Source organism: Schumannella luteola, from assembly GCF_013408685.1.
Classification (GTDB): Bacteria; Actinomycetota; Actinomycetes; order Actinomycetales; family Microbacteriaceae; genus Schumannella; species Schumannella luteola.
Genome location: NZ_JACBZY010000001.1, coordinates 1096478 through 1116038, shown reverse-complemented (window position 1 = coordinate 1116038; position 19561 = coordinate 1096478). Strand labels below are relative to the sequence as shown.

The following is a 19561-nucleotide window of genomic DNA, read 5'->3' as shown; positions in this document are numbered from 1 at the left end:
GGACGATCGTGGCGGAAGAGCGGAGAGGACGCGGTGAGCGGCGGCATCCGGCGCCGGGCAGGATGCCGGGCCAGGGTGTCGCTCGCGAACCACCGCCCGCGACGCCCCGGCCCGACCTCCGTCAGCCCGCCCGTCCAGAGGACGAGCCGTGCGCCATCCTCACCCGGTTCCGTCCTGCAGAGAACCGGACCGGATGAGGATGCCGCGGTATCGGCGCGAGCGGGGCGGTGGGCGCATCCACCACCCCGCTCACGCCGACGGTCCGGCGATCAGCTGAGCGCGGTCAGCGTCAGGGTCGCCGTGTACTTGCCGGCCTTGGCCGAACCGGGGATGACCAGGTTCAGCTTCGCGTCGACGTCAGCGCTGGCGGCGCCGGTGCTCTTCGCGAGGGTCGCGCTCGAGGCGAGGCCGCCGGTCGCCGCGGTCGAGGCCTTGACCTCGGACCCGGGGGTGACGCCGGTGCCCGCATTGCTCACGCGGGGCAGCCAGCCGAGGCTCGCGCCGCCGAACTCGCCGGCCGAGCCGCTGAACTTGCTGACCTGGCCCGAGATGCTCCAGGTGTAGGCGCCCGAGCCGCCGGCGCGGGTGTCGGTGACCTTGACCTGGGTCAGGTCGCCGGATGCGGTGAAGGTCTCGCCGACCTTCGTCGCCGTGCCGAGGTCGACGGCCTTGCTGTCGGCGAAGGCCCAGCTGAAGGCGCCGGTCGCGGGCACCTCGACGGTCGGAACCGTCACGCCGATCTCCTTCGAGCCGTCGGCCGGCTCCGTCGGGGTCACCGGGTCGGTGGTCGTCTTCCAGCTGACGACGAGCGGGGTGGTCGGCTTGGCCGCGTCACGCGCGCCGCCCGAGCTGTACCAGTAGCTCGACTGGCCCGTCTCGTTCTGGAAGTCGATGAAGTCCTGCGGGAACGAGCCCCAGTTCGCGCCGGTGGTCGTCTGCGGGGTCGTGGCGGTGGTGACCTTCACACCCTTGTACTCGGGAGTGACCGAGGGGATGCCCCAATCACCGGCGACCCCGCCCTTGATGTTCGCGAGGGTGATCGTGCGGGGAGTGAGCGCGACCCACTTGCCCGCGTCCTCCATGCTCGCGCCGTAGCCGCTCGCCGTCGCGGTGAGCTTGCCGTCGCCGTCGGCGTCGGCGGTCAGCTTGAGGTCGCTCGCGCTCCAGTAGGTGAGTCCGCCGTAGAAGACGACCGTGAACGAGCCGTTCCACGACACCGAGTACGCGCCGTCCTCGGCGATCTTGCCGGTTCCGCCGCTGACGACGGCGCGGATGCCGGTCAGCGAGGTCGTCGAGCTCGCCGACACCGCCTTGCCGTCGGCATCCTGGCACTTGTTGGCCCAGGTCGCGTTGGTGACGCCATTGGCGGCATCGTTCTTCGTGATCGTGACGTTGCCGTCGGTGGTCTTGAAGAAGCCGTCGGCCTCAGTCCACACGCGCGACGCGGTGGTGTTGCCTGCGGTGCCGGCGGAGAGGAAGTTGCAGCCGCCGAAGAAGGCGCCACCGCCGGTCTCGCCGCTCATGCCCCAGGTGAGGGTCGCGTCGCTGATGGTGCTCGGGTCCCACACCTGCGCCGAGGCGGGTGCGGCGGTGAGGGCGAGGCCGCCCAGCGCGAGAGCCCCGGCGGTCACTGCGCCGAGGGTGCGACGGATGGTGGGGGTCATCCGCCGTCGGGTCGTCGAATCCACGAGTGATTCCCTTTCTTTAGGTAACCCTTACCTTAGTAAGGTAACCCTCATTAAGACAATCACTCGCATCCGGACTCTGCCCACACGCGTGAGGGGTCGCGATCGGCGCGAGGGGCGCTCCGCAGGGCTGTCCTCTCACGCCGATCGCGACCCCTCAGCGGAGAACGCGGATGCGGCGGGCGCGTCGCGCGGCTAGCGCTTCTTCGGCGACTTCTCGGGCGTCGGCGCCTGACCCGAGGCGCGCAGCGCCGCGTAGTAGTCGCGCGCCTCGTCCTGCCGCTGCTTCTCGGCGCCGGTCGCGATCGGCGCGCGCAGGTGCTCCGGCTCGAGCTGGAACGCGTCGACCAGATCGAGCGCGTGCGGACGCAGGCGCGGCAGCAGCCGGTCGTCGATGTAGTCGGTGATCGCCTGCGCACGGAACGCCGACAGGCGCCCGTGCATCAGGTACCAGGCGAGGTGCTTCTCGATCAGCGTGAAGCCGAAGAGGTCACGCAGCCAGGTCAGCTTCTGCTTGGTGCCCGGGTGCTCGACCCAGCCGAGTGCATCCGTGAACGACTCCCACTGCAGCAGCTCGGCGTGCGCACGCGCCGCCTGGATGAGCTCGTCCTGGTTCGCGTTGAACAGCTCGGCCGCGGCCTCCGCCGAGAGCTTGGATGCGCCGCGCAGTCGCAGCGCCACCTCGCCGACCATGGTGTGCACCCGGTCGGTGAGCAGCTGGCGCTGCGAGGCCTCGTCGCGCACCATGCCGACCGAGCGGGCGGTCGAGCCGAAGTCGGCGACCGCCTGCGCGACCTTGCGCAGACCCGAGCGGTTGAGCGCCGCATCCCCGACCTGGCCGGCGACGAAGCCGGCGATGTCGCCCGCATCCGCCTTCGACAGCTTCGCGGCGTAGTCGCCGAGCAGGCGCTTCGCGACGAGTTGCAGCAGCACGTTGTTGTCGCCCTCGAACGTCACGTAGACGTCGAGGTCGGCCCGCAGCTGGGTGAAGCGGTTCTCGGCGAGGAAGCCGGCGCCGCCGCAGGCCTCGCGGCACTCCTGCAGGATGTCGAGTCCGGCCCAGGTGCTCAGCGGTTTGAGTGCGGCGGCGAGGGTCTCGAGATCCTGACGGTCCTCGTCGGTGTCGCCCTTGCCCGAGAACACCGAGTCGAACTTCTCGAGCAGGCGCTCGTGCGCGAACGACATCGCGTAAGTCTCGGCCAGGCGCGGCAGCAGGCGGCGCTGGTGGCGCTGATAGTCGAGCAGCACGACCTCGTTCTCGGCATCCGCGCCGGCGAACTGGCGGCGCTCGCTCGCGTAGCGCAGCGCGATCGTCAGGCCCACCTTCGAGGCGAGCGTCGATGAGCCGTCGAGGGAGACGCGACCCTGCACGAGGGTGCCGAGCATCGTGAAGAAGCGACGGCCGGGGCTCGCGATCGGCGAGGTGTAGGTGCCGTCTTCGGCGACCTGGCCGTAGCGGTCGAGCAGATCGAGGCGGGGGATGCGCACGTGGTCGAAGTGCAGACGGCCGTTGTCGATGCCGTTGAGTCCGCCCTTGAGGCCGTCGTCCTCACCGCCGACGCCCGGCAGGAAGGCGCCGTCGAGGTCGCGGATCGGAACGTAGAAGGCGTGCACGCCGTGGTCGACGCCCTGCGTGATCAGCTTCGCGAACAGCACGGCCGCGCGGCCGTCTTTCGCGGCGTTGCCGAGGTAGTCCTTCCACGCCGCGCGGAACGGGGTGTTGATGACGAACTCCTGCGTCGCAGGGTCGTAGGTCGCCGTCGTGCCGATCGCCGCGACATCCGAGCCGTGACCGGTCTCGGTCATCGCGAACGCGCCCGGCGTCTCGAGCGACATCGTGCTCGGCAGGTAGGCGTCGTGGTGGCGCTCGGTGCCGAGGTGCAGGATCGCGGCGCCGAACAGGCCCCACTGCACGCCCGACTTGATCTGCAGCGAGGGGTCGGCGAGCAGCAGCTCCTCGAAGGCGGCGATGTTACCGCCGTGGTTGTCCTCGCCGCCGAGCCGTGTCGGGAAGGCGCGGTGCACGGCCTTGTCGGCGACGAGACGGTGCAGCTGGCCGAGCACGCGCTCGCGGTGCTCAGGCATCGGGAGGCCGTCGATGCGGTGGTAGCGCTCGTCCTTGAGCTGCTCGCGGCTCGTGCGGCGGTCGTCGGCCCATTTGCCGAGCAGGTACTCGCCGAGCCAGACCGTGTCGATGCGGCCCGCATCCACCGTGCCGGTCTTGCCGTGCTTGTCGGACTTCTCGTGCTTCGCCGCTGCGCTGCCGGCGCCGGCCGCGGCCTTGTCGCTCGCGGACTTGGCGTCGGCAGCTCCGCCGGCGGGAAGGGCTTCGGTGGCGGGCTCGTCGATAACGCTCATGCTGGTTCCTCCGGGATCGGGCGCGGAGGCTCCCAGCAGCTCCGCTCACCCTGTCTCCGCCACGGTAGGCCGGGGTCGGCGGGGTCGCGCGAATCGTCGTCGGAGGCCCACGAACGCGTCGTCGGACGGTCGCGGCGCGGTTGTACGCGATCCACAAAGCTGGGCGAAAGCCCTTAGAGGATGACGCGATGACAGTCGACCTCCTGTTGCGCCCGAGGTATACACCGTATAAATAACACTTACGCCGTACAGGAGGTCGAGAGCATATGATGAGCGCCATCCAAGCTCGCGACGGAGCGCAGCTCGGTCCGAGCCGCTACGCCGACGTCGAACGCATCCGCCGTCTCATCGCCGCAAGCGATTTCGATGTGATCGTCTCGACGTGGCCCGAGAACACGCACTACCTCTCTGGCTTCTATCACCCCGACATGCGGCTGACGTGGGAGCGTCTGCACATCGTCGTCTGGCCATCTGGCGGCGACCCCGTCTACGTCGTTCCCGCCGCGCGCGCCGACAACTGGAACGGCGTCGCGACCGACACCTGGGCACCCGAGGAGACCCGGCCGTTCATCACCGACATCCGCGGCTACCGCGGTGAGCATGAGCACATGGTCGAGGTGGTGGCCGACGTTCTGCGCGAACGCGGCCTGACTCGGGCACGGATCGGAGTCGAATACCGCGCCACCCCCGTCAAGGTCACGGAGGGCCTGCGCCACCTGCTCCCCGAGACGAGCACCGGCGATGCGTGGCCCCTGCTCAACGCGATCCGTGCCGTGAAGACCCCGGCGGAAGTCGAGCGCCTCACGCACGTCAACCGCCTCACCGCGCTTCATCTCGGGGACGGCCTTCGCAGCATCCGCCCGGGCGACACGGAGCGCCAAGTGGCCTCGCGCATCACCGACGCGCTGTTCCGCGACGGCGCCGCTGAGCTCACCCACTCCGTCTTCGGCGGCGGGTGCCGGGCCGGACAGTGGCACCCGTGGCCGAGCGACTCCGTGCTGGAGGAGGGGATGCTGATCCGCTCCGACTGGGGGGTGCGGATCGACGGCTACTGCTCCGACATCGCACGGACTGCCGTAGTGGGGCGAGCGACCCGCGCGCAGCGCACCCGTTTCGATCGGATCTCGGCCGTGCACGACGTCATCGTCGACAGCCTGCGCCCCGGCGTCGTCGCCTCCGAGCTCGTCGACCTTGCTCGGCGCGAGTACGAGCGCCTCGGCGAGGAATTCCGCTGGGGGATCGTCGGGCACGGCATCGGCTTGGTGCTGCATGAGGAGCCGCAGCTCACGGTCGAGTACGACGAGCCGCTCGTCGAGGGGATGACGCTGCAGATCGAGCTCGGCTGGGTCGACCCCGTGCAGGGCTACCACATCGAAGACCTGATCCACCTCGGTCGCGACGGAGCGACCAACCTCACCACGGCACCGGGAACACGCACCCTGATCGAAACCGGAGACTGACGATGACGTCGAACACCCCGCTTCAGCGAGCCAACAGCAAGGCCATTCGACGGCTTCTGCCGATTCTGATTCTGCTGCTCTTCATCAACTACCTCGACCGCGTGAATGTCGGCTTCGCTGCGCCGACGATGAATCCCGACATCGGACTCACCGCGCTCACCTACGGGATCGGCGTCGCCGTGTTCTTCATCGGCTACGTGCTGCTGGAGATCCCGAGCAACTACGTCATGTACCGGGTCGGCGCCCGCACCTGGATCTCGCGCATCGCGATCACCTGGGGACTCGTCGCCGCCGCCCACGCCCTCGTGACCGACTTCCCGACCTTCGCCATCGCCCGGGTGCTGCTCGGCGTCGCTGAAGCCGGCCTGCTGCCCGGCATCCTGCTCTACATCTCGCTCTGGTTCAGCGGGCCGCAACGAATTCTCGTGCTCGGCATCTACTACGTCGCCGTCCCGCTCTCGACCGCGATCGGGGGCCCCGTCTCGAACTGGCTCATCCACCACGGAAGCGAGACCTTCGGGCTCGATGGCTGGCGGTTCATGTTCGCGGCCGAAGGGCTGGCGGCGACCGCGCTCGGCATCGTCGTGATCTTCCTGCTCCCGTCTCGACCCCGAGACGCCCGGTGGCTCACCGACGAGGAGAAGCAGGCGATGGAGGGCGCGAGCGATCGGGCGTCCGCGAATCACCATGGATCCCGCACGTTCGCAGCGGCGCTGCGCAGCGTCGTCACCCTGCGACTCGCCGGCATCTTCCTGCTGCTCACCTTCCCCATGTTCGCGATCAGCTTCTTCCTGCCGCTGCTCACCTCGGCCGTCGACGGCGGTGGCGAGGCCGCGGTGAACCTGGTCACCTTCATCCCGTTCACGCTCGGCGCGCTGGCCTCCTTCGGGTGGAGCCGCTTCTGTCAGAAGCGAGGACTGCGGCCGTGGCACTACGCCTTGCCAGCGGGAATCGGCGGCGTCGGCGTGCTCGTGTGCGCTCTGGGGGGCACGTCGTTCCCCGTGCTGCTGGGCGGCATCATCGTCGCCGCCGTCGGCATCTACGCCGCCATCCCCGTGTTCTGGAGCTTCGCCACCGGGTCACTCACCGGCGCCGCGGCGGCGGCCGGACTCGCGCTGATCAACACGGTCGGCAGCCTCGGCGGATTCATCGCCGGCTACTTCACCGGGTGGCTGCGGGACGCGACCGGCGCCTACCAGGTCCCGCTCGGCGTGATGGCCGCGTGCCTCGTCGTGAGCGCCGCCATCGCGCTGGTCTCGCTTCGTCGACAGCCGCTCACGGTGACACCGGACGCCGTCGACGCGAGGACGGAGGGATGATGGTCCGCCGTCAGCTGCCCCAGCCCGCAGAGCTCGCCGAACTGCTCCGCTTTCGACGACCCCAGCTCGACGCACGCCGCCGGCGTCTCGACGCCGCGCTCACCATCCACGACCTGCGCACGGTCGCGCGGCGCCGGACACCCCGTGCCGCCTTCGACTACACCGACGGCGCGGCCGAAGAGGAGATCTCGCTGCTCCGCGCCCGCCGGGCTTTCCAGCAGATCGAGTTCCATCCGGGGATCCTGCGCGACGTCAGCGACGTCGACACGACCCAGACGATCTTCGGCGGACCGTCGTCGATGCCCTTCGGCATCGCGCCGACCGGGTTCACGCGGCTCATGCAGACCGAGGGAGAGCTGGCCGGCGCCAGCGCAGCCGGCGCCGCTGGCATCCCTTTCACTCTGTCGACGCTCGGCACGTCGACCATCGAGTCGGTCGCGGCGGCCAATCCTGCGGGGCGCAACTGGTTCCAGCTCTACATGATGCGCGAGCGCGACATCTCCTACGACCTCGTCGAGCGCGCCGCGCGGGCAGGGTTCGACACCCTGATGTTCACCGTCGACACCCCGGTCGCGGGAGCGCGGCTCCGCGACAAGCGCAATGGCTTCTCGATCCCGCCGCAGCTGACGGCGAGCACGGTGCTGGATGCGCTGCCGCGGCCGTGGTGGTGGATCGACCTGCTCACCACCCCGAAACTCGAGTTCGCGTCGCTCACGTCGACCGGCGGAACCGTCGGACAGCTTCTGGACTCGGCGATGGATCCCACAGTCTCACCGGCCGATCTCGGGGCGATCCGCGACATGTGGCCGGGGCACCTCGTCGTCAAGGGAGTGCAGACGCTCGCCGACGCGACGATGCTGGTCGATCACGGTGTCGATGGCATCGTGCTCTCGAATCACGGCGGCCGGCAGCTCGACCGGGCGCCGGTGCCGTTCCGTCTGCTGCCGACGGTGGCTCGCGAGGTCGGGGCGCACACGGAGATCGCGGTCGACACCGGGATCATGCACGGCGCCGACATCGTCGCGTCGATCGCGCTGGGCGCCGACTTCACGCTGATCGGCCGGGCGTACCTGTATGGCCTCATGGCGGGCGGCCGCGCCGGAGTCGACCGCGCGATCGAGATCCTCTCCGACGAGATCCGACGGACGATGAAGCTGCTGGGGGCGCGCAACCTCGGCGAGCTCGAATCTCGGCACGTCAGCGTGCTGGCTGCGACGGGCGACGCGGCCGCGGCGAGCGGTGCGGCGGCACGGTGAGGCGCGCGCCGCAGCGCTGTAGATTTGCGCGATGACACCGCAGGGCTCGCGGGCCGCGAATCAGGGGCGCCCTCGACGCGGCGCGATCTCCTCGTCGACCGTCGTCGAAGCCGGGATCGCGATCGCCGCGCGCGACGGGCTGGAGACGCTCTCGATGCGGACGCTCGCCACCGAGCTCGGCCTGTCGCCCATGACGCTCTACCGCTATGTGGACTCGAAAGACGATCTGCTCGACCAGATGGTGCTGTGGGTGCTCGCACGCATGGAGATCCCCTCCTCGTTCGACGAGGACTGGCGCGATCGGATCGTCACGATCATGACCTCCTGGCGCGATCTGCTGCTGGCGCACGCGGAGATCGCCCCGATCATGCTCGACCGGCCGATTCCTCGCGGCTCCGTCGGTCTCGCCCGGCTTCAGGAGGCGGTGCTCGGTGCGCTCGAGCACGGCGGCCTCTCGGGCGCCGATGCGGTGCGCGCCTTCTGGCAGATCTTCACGGTCACCGTCGGCAACGTGATGTTCGACCTGCCCCGTCGACGCCTCGCCGATCCGGACATGGTCGGCTACGCGACTGCGCTGCGCGATATCGCCCGGCAGCGCGGGCTGCATCGCGTGGAGAGCTCGGCGGACGAGCTGGCGAGCATCGCCGGCCGCGGCACCTTCACCGACACCCTCTCGACGCTGCTGCGAGGCATCGCCTCCGCCCCGGGCGGAGTCCACGGCTAACCCCGAGGGGACGGGCGGACCTCGACGATCGGATGCTGCGCGACCTGCAGGCCGTCCAGCAGGTGCTGCAGGCTCACCTCGAGAGGACTGCGAGCGGCGACATCGGTGAGTTCGGTCGCGAGAGCGCGTGTGCGCGCGAATCCTCGATCGGTCGCAGTCTGCCGCATCCGTTCGCTCGCCGCGCGCTGCGCATCCGCGTCGATCGCGCGCCGCGGGGTCTCGAAGATGACGTGGCCGAGCGTGTGGGAGAAGATCTGCCAGAACGCCGCGCCGGCGGCGGGGCCGGTGACGCCGGCCTGCTCGAGCGCGGCGAGCACGGACTCGATCATCCGGCTCAGTCCGGCCGACTGCGCGGGAACGGGGCGCGCGACGAGCAGCTCGACCACGACCGGGTGGACCAGCAGCAGATCACGCCACGACGCCATGACCGCGATGATGCGCTCCTGCCATGTTCCTTCGAGCAGCGTCGGCAACTCCAGGCGATCGAAGGCGATCAGCACGACGGCGTCGAGCAGCTCGTCTTTCGATCCGACGAAGCGGTAGACGCTCATCGTGGCGATGCCGAGGCGGCTCGCGACCGATCGAAGGGTGACGGCCTCGAGTCCGCCTTCACGGGCGAGGTCCAGTCCGACGGCCGCGACGTCGTTCTGCGTGATGGATCGAAGGCGGAGGGTCCGCTCGGTCGATGAGCGGTTCGCCGATGACTGACTCACGATCGCCACTTTACATCGTCAGCGTGTACGCCGTACGTTATCGCGTACGTTGCACGAACTGATGAGGAGTGGTGTGGATATGACCGTCTCGGACCCTGCCGCCACGGCCGCCGCGGCGGCACGTGCCACGCGCAAAGCCGCCTGGCGCATCCTGCCGCTCGTCATGTTGATCACGTCATCAGCTACCTCGACCGCGTGAACATCGGTTTCGCCGCGACGCGGATGAACGCGGACCTCGGCCTGTCGACAGCCGCCTACGGGCTCGGTGCCGGGCTCTTCTTCATCGGCTACGTGCTCTTCGAAGTGCCGAGCAACGTCATCCTCCATCGGGTCGGCGCCCGCGCCTGGCTGGCGCGCATCATGGTCACCTGGGGTCTCATCTCGGGCGCCATGGCCTTCGTCCACTCCGAAGCCTGGTTCTACGTCGTGCGCGTCCTGCTCGGCATCGCCGAGGCCGGTTTCGTTCCCGGCGTGGTCTACTTCCTCACCCTCTGGTTCCCGAGCGCGATCCGCGCCCGGATGGTCGCGCTGTTCATCATCGCGATCCCCGTCGCCGTCGTCCTCGGGGCTCCGCTGTCGGCCCTGCTCATCGAGCACGGCCACGGCGTGCTCGGACTCGACGGCTGGCGGTTCATGTTCCTCGTCGAAGCGCTGCCGGCCGTGCTCGTCGGCGTCATCGCCTTCTTCGCGCTGCCGAATCGCATCTCCGACGCGAAGTGGCTGACGCCGCTGGAGCGCTCGAGTCTGAGCGGAGTGCTCGAGGACGAGGGCGCGGCAGCCGCGGAACACGGAGCCTCGGGCGTGCTCGGGGCGCTGCGCGACTGGCGCATCTACGCCGTCGCCGGGATCGGATTCTCGGTGAACATGGGCGGCTACGCTCTCTCGTTCTTCCTGCCCCAGGTCATCGAAGGACTCGGCGTGCAGTTCGGCACGAGATTCTCGCTCGGCGAGGTGGCAGCGCTCACCGCCATCCCGTACGCCTGCGCGGCCATCGCGTTGTGGCTGGTGGGCCGCAGCTCCGACCGCAGGCAGGAACGCCACTGGCACGCGGCCATCCCCCTGCTCGTCGGCGCCCTGGCGGTGGCGGTGGCACTGTATCTCCCGTCGACACTCGCGATCATGGCCGCGATCTCGATCGCCGCCGCGGGCAGCTACTGCGTGCTGCCCGTCTTCTGGCAGCTCCCGCCGCGCTTTCTCACCGGCGCAGCGGCGGCGGCCGGGATGGCGGTGGCGGGCGGGCTCGCGAACGTCGCAGGTTTCGTGGCTCCGTATATGACCGGCGGCCTGCAGAACGCGACCGGCAGCTACAGACCGGCCATGTTCGTCGTCGCCGGGATCATGATCGTCGGCGCCGTCATCGCCCTGCTGCTGCGACGCCGGCCGGAGTTCAGGCGCGTGCCCGCATCCCAGGTCGCAGCCTCAGACGACAAGGCTCCGACCAGCGACATCCATCCCCACCCACACCACTGAGGAGCGCCATCATGCCCGCCGTCGTCGGCCAGTACATCGACCAGATCATGACCACCGAGCTGCGCCCGATCGGCAACATGCCCCGCGGCGTCGCCCATCTGCTCTACAACGCGACCCGCTCGCGCACCGCGGCACCCCTGAGCACCGAGATGGGGCAGGCGCTGCTCGACCGAGTGGGAGCCGGCGGCCGGCTGCTCATCCTCTGCGGCGCGGGTGGGGAACCCACCCTCCCGACCGGCGAGATCGACGGACTGCTGGGAGCGATCGCGATCGCCCGGGCGATGACGCTCGGAGTCGGCGCCGACGTCCACATCGCCGCCGAGGCGCGTTTCAGCACGCCGCTCGCCGAGATCGCGCGCGCAGGCGGGCTCAACGTGCGTCCGCGGCCCGACGCCGACTGGCCGGCGTCGATCGCCATCCACGTCTCACCGGAAGACGACGAACGCGGCGCCGAATTCAGCACGCAGATCATGACAGCGCTCGAACCCGGCGCCGTGCTGGCGATCGAGAAGCTGTCACCGAACCGACGGGGAGTCATCCACGGCGCCACCGGCAACGAGTGGGGTGCGCCGCACTTCGACGCGACCGAGATCTTCCGCCTCGCCGAACGTCGCGGCGTTCTCACGCTCGGCATCGGCGACGCGGGCAACGAGGTGGGATTCGGCAGTGTGCCCGAGGTACGCGACATCCAGCCGGAAGGGGCCGTGTGTCGATGCCCCTGCCGCGACGGAATGGCGGCGGCGATCTCGGCCGACGTCGTGCTCGCCGCCGCGATCTCCGACTGGGGCGGCTATGCAGTCGCCGACATGATCGCCTTCCTCTTGAAGCGATCCGACCTGCTCGTCGATGCGGACTGGGTGGAGGACGTTCTGCGGGCGGCCGTGCGTTCGGGTGTCGTCTGCGGCTGGCATGCGCGCCCCGCTCTGAGCGACGACGGCGTGCCGTTGGACGCCCAGCGGGCGGCGGCGACGCTCATGGCCTCCGCTGTGACACAGGCGCTCACCGCATCGCATTCGCCGTCGCACTGAGGCGAACCGGCTGCCGACTGCGCGACCTCGGATGCGGCTGCTAGCTGTCGCCGAGCTGGGCCGCGCTCACGTCGAAGGTGTTGCACGACTGCGGCGTGCCGTTGTACCCGGTCAGGAACCACTTCTGGCGGGCCGCGCTCGAGCCGTGCGTCCAGCTCTCCGGCGTCGCCTGGCCCTGCGTCTTCTCCTGGATGTTGTCGTCGCCGACCGTCGCCGCGGCATCCAGCGCGTCGTCGATCTGCTGCCGGGTCGGCGGCTCGAGCACCCGGTCGTCGCCCTGCGCCGCCGCGCCCAGCCAGGCGCCCGCGAAGCAGTCGGCCTGCAACTCGAGGCGCACGCTGTCGCTCGACGGGCCGGTCGCGCGCAGATCCTTGCCGTCGGTGATGCCGGTGATGTGCTGGATGTGGTGACCCCACTCGTGCCCGATCACGTACAGCTGCGCGAGCGGCCCGGTGGTCGAGCCGAACTGCGACTTCAGCTGGTCGTAGAAGGAGGTGTCGAGGTAGATCTGCTGATCGGCCGGGCAGTAGAAGGGGCCGACCGCCGAGGTGGCGCCGCCGCATCCGGTGTTCGTCTGGCCCTCGAAGATGATGATCTTCGGATCGGTCGCGTTCTTCACGTGCTGCGGCCAGTACTCGCGCAGCGACGCCGCCGCGCCCTGCACGCGGCACTCGGTGTCGTCGTTGGCCTGCTGGGCGGTGCAGCTCAGGGCGCTCTCGTCGGAGGTCGCGCCGCCGCCGCTCGTGCCGGTGCCGCCGGCGAGGAGACCGGTCAGGTCGACGCCGGTGAACGCCTGGATGAGCAGGGCGATGATGACCAGACCGCCGGCGCCCGCGCCGACGCCGATCCCGGCGTTGCGCCCGCGCTTGCTGACGCGGCCCTTGCTGATATCCGAGTTCGGATCGAAGGTCATGCGCTGAGGCTAGCGGCGGGCGCTGATGCGCGGGGTTGCGATCCGGCGACGCTCAGGTGCGGTCGTCGGCGGGCCGGTCGGCGGCCGTGCCGTCAGTCACGGCGCAGCACCGCGTCGGCGATCGCGCGGATGTGTCGGTCGTCGGTTCCGCAGCATCCGCCGAGCACGGTGAGACCGGGCATCCGCCGATGCAGCTCGCCGACGAGGCGTCCGAGCTCGGCGGGATCGCCGGCATCCAGCGCGTCGAGGGCGTCCAGCTCGGCGTGACTGAGTCGCGAGCCGTTGGCGCGGTACGAGGCGAGACGCCCGCCCCATTCCTCGTCGAGGCCGGCGGGCAGGTGGTCGGGATGCGCGCAGTTGACGCCGAAGTAGGCGGCGCCGCCGTCGGTGGCGGCATCCACCTCGGCGAGGGCGTCGCGCAGCGTTTGACCGGCGGGCAGCCGGCCGTCGGTCTCGACCGTGAACGAGATCGCGAGCGGCAGTCCCTCCGCCTTCGCTGCCTCGACGATGCCGATCGCCTCGGCGGGGTAGGCGATCGTCATGGCGGCGGCATAGTCGACGCCGGCGTCCGCGAAGACGACGATCTGACGATGGTGGTACTCGCGCGCCTCGGCGGCGGTCATCAGTGTGCTGGGCGCGTAGCCGTCGTCGCGCGGCCCGATGACGCCGCAGACGAGGATCGGATGCCGCGCCCCGTCGTCGATGGCCTGGTCGCGCAGGTCGCGAGCGAACTCGACCGCATCCCGCACTATTCGCTCGAACTCCGGGCCGGCGTAGCCGCGGCGGGCGGCCCAGTCGGGGTTCGCGCGCCAGGTGACCGTGTCGAGGCTGAAGGGGGTGTGCGCATCCTGGGCTGTCTCGATCGCGAGGCGGAAGTAGGCGGCGAGGGCGTCGCGGCCGTGCTCGTCGTCGAGCAGCGGAAACGCGGCGAAGTCGGGCAGGTCGAGTCCGGCGTTGTAGATGAGGTCGGTCTCGAGACCGCCGTCGGTCAACGTCACCGAGCCGGGATCGGTGCGCGGGATACGAAACGGCACGGCCGCCTCCACGGGTTCGGGTGTCCGCTTCGGGTCTGGGAGCGGTTGTGCCCGTCAGCGCAGACCGTAGACCTGTCGGTGCACACCCCACAAGACCTGAGCGCCTGTCGACAGCGACTCGGAAGGATGCTGGCGCGGTCCGGTGAACCCGAGGGCGCGCGGCGGATGCCGGGGGGCCGCGGATACTGCTGGACGGCGGGTGCAGGGTCGCGGAGCGCGTCGCCCCGTCGCCTCGCCAGTATCGGCGTGCCGGACGCCGGTATCCGCTGTGCGGGGTTCGCGGGGCGGAACCGAGAGCTCCGGGCTGGCGCGGAGGCGAGCGCGGCCACGATCCCGCGAGGCCCGGGTCGCGCGGATACTGCTCAGACGCGGTGGCGGGGTCGCGGGGAGACCTGGCCTATCGCCTCGCCAGTATCCGCGTTGAGAGGCGCCAGTATCCGCGAACGGCGGCGGGCTCGGGGCTCTCGGGACGGGCGCGGGCTAGAGGCGCTCGGGGTGGAGGACGCGCTTGACGCGCTCGACGACGTTCGCGGCGGGGCTCTCGTTGTAGCGGCCGGCGAGCTCCTGGCCGCTGAGCTTCTGGATCTCGGCCATGATCGCGTCGGTCGCCTGGCGGCGGGCGCGACCCGAGGTGGCGGGGCCGAAGTGCGCGAGGTCGAGCGGCTTGCCGAAGCGCACGGTGACCTTGGCGCGGTGGATGCGATTGGAGCCGACCGGCTGCAGCTCGTCGGTTCCGACGATGCCCACCGGCACGACCGGCACGCCGGCGGTGAGGGCGAGCCAGGCGACACCGGTGCGGCCCTTGTAGAGCTTGCCGTCGAGCGAGCGCGTGCCCTCGGGGTAGATCGCGAAGGCGTCGCCCTTCTCGAGGATGGCGAGTCCGGCATCGAGCGCCTGCTGCGCGGCCGCGCCCGCCCCGCGCTCGACCGGAACGGCGCCGACGCCGCTGAAGAAGACCCTGCTCAGCCAGCCCTTGACGCCGGTGCCGGTGAAGTAGTCGGACTTCGCGAGGAACGACACCATGCGCGGCGCGACGAGCGTGATCACGACGCTGTCGATGAACGAGAGGTGATTGCTGGCGAGGATGACGGCGCCCCGCTTCGGCACATTGCGCTTGCCTTCGACCTTCGGGCGGAACCCCGCCTTGGCGAGCGGGCCGGCGATGCGGCGGGCGGCGGAGGCGAGCATCGTCTCAGCCTGTCACAGCCCGCCCGGTTCGGTCGATGACACATACGGATAACGGAATATGGCGGGCCGGATATGCGGCGTCGATTGTCGCGATCCTCCGAGTCCGGCCGCCTACGACACCGCGTACTTCGGCGCGAGCGCCTCCATCTGCTCCATGACGAGCACGATCGCCTCGGGCTGCTGGTCCGGCGGGTAGCCGTGCAGCACGAGCAGTCGTTTGATCGACGAGCGCAGCTTGGCGCGCACGTCTTCACGCACGGTCCAGTCGGTGCGCACATCCCGCCGCATGACGCCGACGAGGTCGCGGGCGATCTGCGCGAGCACGTCATCTCCCTGCTCGAGCACGGCCGATTCGTTCTGGGCGACGGCGTCGTAGAACGCGAGTTCGTCGTCGCTGAGCGCGGGGCTGAACTTCTCGCCGCGCCGAGCCTCTTCGGCGACGTCGCGGGCGAGCGCGACGAGTTCGGCGATGACTTCGGCGGCGGTGAGCTGCTGATTCGTGTACTTGTACATGAGCTCGGCGATGCGCTCGGAGAAGGCGCGCTCGCGGATGCCGTTGCCCCGGGTGGCGGTGCGGGTCTCGTCGAGTAGCAGGTCGCGCAGCGCCTCGATCGCGAGCTGCGGGTTGTCGGACTGCTGGGTGCGTTTCACGAACTCGGGCGTGAGGTCGCCGAGCGAGGGCGCGGGCATCCCGGCGGCGGCGTAGATGTCGACGACCTCGCCGGTGATGGTGTTCGCGGCGATGAGGTCGCCGAGCAGTCGCGCGATGTCGTCGGGCACCGGCAGACCGCGGGCCTGCCGTTCCTGCGCGTCGTACTTCGCCATCCAGATGCGCACCTCCTCGTAGAAGGAGATCTGCGGGCGCAGCTCTTCGAGAGCGCTGGAGGCGAGAGCCCAGGCTCGGGCGAGCTTGCCGGCGAGGATGCGGTAGCGCGCCGCGCGGGTCTCGTCACCGAGGGCGGGGTCGTTGGCCGGCGACTGGGCGTCGCGCAGGTGGTTGACGGTGCCGCTGACCGCGTTGAACATCGCGCGGGGCCCGCCGGCGGCGAGCTTGCCGCGCCAGTCGTAGCCGGCGACGAGGGTCTCGACGTCGGCGAGCACGCTGCGCGCCGCATCCGTCATCTCGGCGATGTCGCGGCCGATCGGCTTGCGCTCCTGATCGGTCACCGTGTACTCCGCGAGGGCCTTGCCGAGGTTGTCGGCGAGGGGCGCGTAGGCGACGAGCAGGCCGTCCTGCTTGCCGCGGAAGGTGCGGTTGACGCGGGCGAGGGTCTGCATGAGCAGGGCCCCCTTGAGCGGGCGGTCGAGGTAGAGCGTGTGCAGCGGCGGCGCGTCGAAGCCGGTGAGCATCATGTCTTTGACGATGACGATCTCGAGTTCGTCGTCGGGATCGCGCAGGCGGTTCTTGATGGTCTCGTTCTCGCTGGGCCGACGCACATGGTCGACGATCGGCGCGGGGTCGGAGGGTAGCCCCGAATAGACGACCTTGATGCGGCCCTGGTCGATCGCGTCGGAGTGCCAGTCGGGCCGCAGCTCGACGATCGCGGCGTAGAGCCTGGCGCAGATCTCGCGGGTTCCGCCGACGATGAGCGCCTTGCCGGGCACCTCGATGTCAGGCAGCATCGCGAGCCGTCGCGACTCCCAGTGCGTAACGAGCTCGGCGGCGAGCTTGGCGATGCGATCGGGGGCGCCGTAGACGGCGTTGATGACGGCGACGCTCTGCTCGAGGCGCGCGCGCTCGGTCTCGTCGAGTCCCTGGGTCGCTTCGTCAGCGGCGACGTCGATGTCGTCGTCACTGACGCCGTCGGCGCGGGCGACCGTGATGAGGCGGGGTTCGAAGTAGACGGGCACGGTGGCGCCGTCATCCACCGCCCGGGTGAGGTCGTAGATGTCGATGTAGTCGCCGAACACGTCTTGCGTATTGCGTTCGTCGAACGAGATCGGGGTTCCGGTGAAGGCGATGAGGGTGGCGTTCGGCAGGGCGTCGCGCAGGTGGCGGGCGTAGCCGTCGAGGTCGTCGTAGTGGCTGCGGTGGGCTTCGTCGACGACGACGATGACGTTGCGGCGGTCGCTGAGCAGCGGATGCGCGGTGCCGGCATCCTTCTCGGCCTTGCTGAGTCCGAACTTCTGCAGCGTCGTGAAGTAGATGCCGCCGGTGACGCGCGAGGTCAGCTCGTCACGCAGCTGCTGTCGGCGGTCGATGCGCACGGGGTGCTCGCCGAGCAGCAGGCTGCGGTCGAAGCCCTGGAACAGCTGCCCGTCGAGCTCGGTGCGGTCGGTGACGACGACGAGGGTGGGATTCTGCAGTTCGGCGCGGCGGCCGACGAGGTTCGCGTAGAGCTCCATCTCCATCGACTTGCCCGAGCCCTGCGTGTGCCAGACGACGCCGGCCTTGCCGTTGGTGCGGGCGGCGTCGATGGTGCGCGCGACGGCTTTGGTGACGGCGAAGTACTGGTGCGGTTTGGCGATGCGCTTGAGCAGCTTGTCGCCGCCGTCGAAGGCGGTGAACGAGCGCACGAGCTGCAGGAAGCGCTCCTGGTTGGCGACGCCGTCGAGGGTGGTCTCGAGTCCGCTGATGGGTTCGCCGTGCTCGTCGACGGCGTCGGCGCCGACGGGTACGCCGTCGTCGTCGACGTTCCACGGCGAGAAGTGGTTGTAGGGGGTGAAGGGGGTTCCGTAGAGCGCCTGCTGCCCGTCGGTGGCGATCACGAAGACGCAGTGCCGGAACTGCAGCGGGAATTCGCGCAGGTAGGTGTCGAGCTGCGCGCGCGCATCCACTGTTCCGGCTTTCGCGCCGGCGGCCTTCAACTCGATGACGACCATCGGCAGCCCGTTGACGTAGAGCACCACGTCGAAGCGGCGCTTGTGCTCGCCCTGGGTGACGGTGACCTGCTGCACGGCGAGCCAGCTGTTCTCGTGCGGCTGGGTGCTGAGGATGCGCACGGTCGGGTTGTGCTCGATCCCGTCGCCGTCGAAGTAGCTGATCGGGAACCCGTCGACGTACATGCGGTGCACGCGCAGATTCTCGGCGATCGCGTCGGCGCTGGCGGGGGCGAGCATCTCGGCCATCGCCTGCTTGAGGTACTGCGCGGGGATGGTCGGGTTGAGCCGCTGCAGCGCCTCGAGCAAGCGCGGGCGGATGACGAGGTCGCCCCAGCTGTCGCGCCCGCCGGAGCCGGGGGCGATTTTCTCACCGGTGGTGGGCGTCCACCCCAGCTCGGCGAGCTCGTCGATCGCGAGCTGCTCCCAGTCAGCTTCGCTCATCTTCGGCATGTCAGTGCTCCTCGGTCGAGAGGGTGGATGCGGGGTCGGCGAGTTCGGTCTCGCCGTCGGGCTGCGGGGTGGATGCGGCGGCGGTGCTGGCATCGTCGGGATCGCGCAGCTCGGCTTCGAGGGCGGCGGCGCTGGGCAGATACTCGGCGAGTTCGGCCGGCAGTGCGCGACCGTCGGCGGCGATCCATTCGGCGACGCCCATCGGGGTCTCGACGCCGCGCAGGGCATATTCGACGACGATGTCGTTCTTGCTCTTGCACAGCAGGATGCCGATGCTCGGCTGATCGTCGGGGTGACGCAGCTGGTCGTCGACGACGTTGAGGTAGAAGTTCAGCTGCCCGACGTGCTCGGGCCGGAACCCGCCGACCTTGAGCTCGATGACGACATAACGCCTCAGGCGCAGGTGGTAGAAGAGCAGGTCGATGCGGAACTCGTCGCCGCCGACATCGAGCACCTTCTGGCGCCCGACGAACGCGAACCCGGCGCCGAGCTCGAGCAGGAAGTGCTCGATGTGGTTGAGCAGCGCGTTCTCGAGGTCGCGTTCGAGTTTCACGTCGGCCATCCCGAGGAAGTCGAAGACGTAGGGATCGCGCGTGAACGCCTGTGCGAGTTCGGAGTCGGCGGGTGCGAGTGTGGTCGCGAAGTTGGTGACCGCGCGGCCCTCACGCTCGTGAAGTCGCGATTCGATGTGGTGCACGAGGATGTCGCGTGACCAGCCCTGGTCGACCGCCTTGGCGGCGTACCAGAGCCGGGAGTCGCGGTCGTCGAGCTTCGTGAGCAGGGCGATGTGGTGGTACCAGGGCAATTCTGCAAGCGGCGCTTGCAGAATTGATCCGTCCGCACCGCCGGTCCACTCTTTGGCGAACGTGCGCATATAGCGGAGGTTGCGCGGCGAGAACCCCGTCACCCCATGAAAGCGTTCCGTCAGGTCGGCCGAAAGTCGGTCGATGACGCTCGCACCCCAGCCCTCTTCGGTCTGTCGGGCGAGGATGTCGCGCCCGATCTCGAAGTACGCCCCGACGAGATCGCTGTTCGCCGCGAGTCGGGTGCGCTGCCGCGCGGTCTCGATGCGCCCAGCGACGGAGTCGAGCAGTTCGGGGTACCAGCCGGGTGCGGGAGTGATCTCGGCCATCAGCTCGC

The 19561-nt window shown here is 69.7% G+C and carries 14 protein-coding genes; 6 read left to right on the top strand and 8 right to left on the bottom strand.

Annotated elements, in window-relative coordinates; all coding sequences use genetic code 11:
- Positions 1–269: 269 nt before the first annotated feature.
- Both BJ979_RS04900 and BJ979_RS04895 read right to left on the bottom strand, forming a co-directional pair.
- On the bottom strand, positions 270–1664 hold the full coding sequence (locus BJ979_RS04900; protein WP_179565729.1) for a hypothetical protein: 1395 nt from the start codon (positions 1662–1664) through the stop codon (positions 270–272).
- 216 nt (positions 1665–1880) lie between these two features.
- On the bottom strand, positions 1881–4043 hold the full coding sequence (locus BJ979_RS04895) for an acyl-CoA dehydrogenase family protein (protein WP_179565727.1): 2163 nt from the start codon (positions 4041–4043) through the stop codon (positions 1881–1883).
- Between the two features lie 269 nt (positions 4044–4312).
- Between BJ979_RS04895 and BJ979_RS04890 the strand changes: the two genes are divergently transcribed.
- Genes BJ979_RS04890 through BJ979_RS04875 form a run of 4 tightly spaced genes read left to right on the top strand, consistent with a single transcriptional unit; the run spans position 4313 to position 8802 of the window.
- Positions 4313–5503 carry a M24 family metallopeptidase gene (locus BJ979_RS04890; RefSeq protein ID WP_179565725.1) on the top strand — a complete coding sequence of 397 codons (1191 nt, stop codon included), beginning with the start codon at positions 4313–4315 and terminating at the stop codon, positions 5501–5503.
- A gap of 2 nt (positions 5504–5505) precedes the next feature.
- Entirely contained in the window at positions 5506–6822 is a 1317-nt protein-coding gene (locus BJ979_RS04885) for an MFS transporter (protein WP_179565723.1), read from the top strand.
- The gene (locus tag BJ979_RS04880) at positions 6822–8078 is read left to right on the top strand and encodes an alpha-hydroxy acid oxidase (protein WP_179570026.1); all 1257 of its coding nucleotides are present in this window, start codon (positions 6822–6824) and stop codon (positions 8076–8078) included. Before BJ979_RS04885 ends, BJ979_RS04880 begins: the two co-directional genes overlap by 1 nt.
- A gap of 31 nt (positions 8079–8109) precedes the next feature.
- Positions 8110–8802 (top strand): TetR/AcrR family transcriptional regulator, encoded by a 693-nt coding sequence (locus BJ979_RS04875; RefSeq protein WP_179565721.1) that lies wholly within the window; start codon positions 8110–8112, stop codon positions 8800–8802.
- Here BJ979_RS04875 and BJ979_RS04870 read toward each other — a convergent pair.
- Positions 8799–9515 (bottom strand): TetR/AcrR family transcriptional regulator C-terminal domain-containing protein, encoded by a 717-nt coding sequence (locus BJ979_RS04870; RefSeq protein WP_179565720.1) that lies wholly within the window; start codon positions 9513–9515, stop codon positions 8799–8801. The genes BJ979_RS04875 and BJ979_RS04870 overlap by 4 nt on opposite strands.
- Here BJ979_RS04870 and BJ979_RS04865 point away from each other — a divergent pair.
- Complete coding sequence (locus BJ979_RS04865; protein WP_343046768.1) at positions 9507–10985, top strand: MFS transporter; 1479 nt, start codon at positions 9507–9509, stop codon at positions 10983–10985. The two genes, BJ979_RS04870 and BJ979_RS04865, sit on opposite strands and share 9 nt — an antisense overlap.
- Positions 10986–10996: 11 nt before the next feature.
- Complete coding sequence (locus BJ979_RS04860) at positions 10997–12013, top strand: glutamate cyclase domain-containing protein (protein WP_179565718.1); 1017 nt, start codon at positions 10997–10999, stop codon at positions 12011–12013.
- A 40-nt stretch (positions 12014–12053) separates the two neighbouring features.
- Here BJ979_RS04860 and ypfJ read toward each other — a convergent pair whose 3' ends face one another.
- The 5 genes from ypfJ to BJ979_RS04835 form a co-directional block, all read right to left on the bottom strand.
- Positions 12054–12926, bottom strand: coding sequence for a KPN_02809 family neutral zinc metallopeptidase (gene ypfJ / locus BJ979_RS04855; protein WP_179565716.1), 873 nt, complete (start codon positions 12924–12926; stop codon positions 12054–12056).
- 92 nt (positions 12927–13018) lie between these two features.
- Positions 13019–13960 (bottom strand): homocysteine S-methyltransferase family protein, encoded by a 942-nt coding sequence (locus BJ979_RS04850; protein WP_179565714.1) that lies wholly within the window; start codon positions 13958–13960, stop codon positions 13019–13021.
- A 480-nt stretch (positions 13961–14440) separates the two neighbouring features.
- Positions 14441–15148: a lysophospholipid acyltransferase family protein gene (locus BJ979_RS04845; protein WP_179565712.1), complete on the bottom strand. Its 708-nt coding sequence runs from the start codon at positions 15146–15148 to the stop codon at positions 14441–14443.
- Positions 15149–15259: 111 nt separating this feature from the next.
- Entirely contained in the window at positions 15260–18421 is a 3162-nt protein-coding gene (locus BJ979_RS04840; protein ID WP_179565710.1) for a type I restriction endonuclease subunit R, read from the bottom strand.
- A gap of 1 nt (position 18422) precedes the next feature.
- Positions 18423–19553, bottom strand: a complete 1131-nt coding sequence (locus BJ979_RS04835; protein ID WP_179565708.1) for a PDDEXK nuclease domain-containing protein — start codon at positions 19551–19553, stop codon at positions 18423–18425.
- Between the last annotated feature and the right edge of the window lie 8 nt (positions 19554–19561).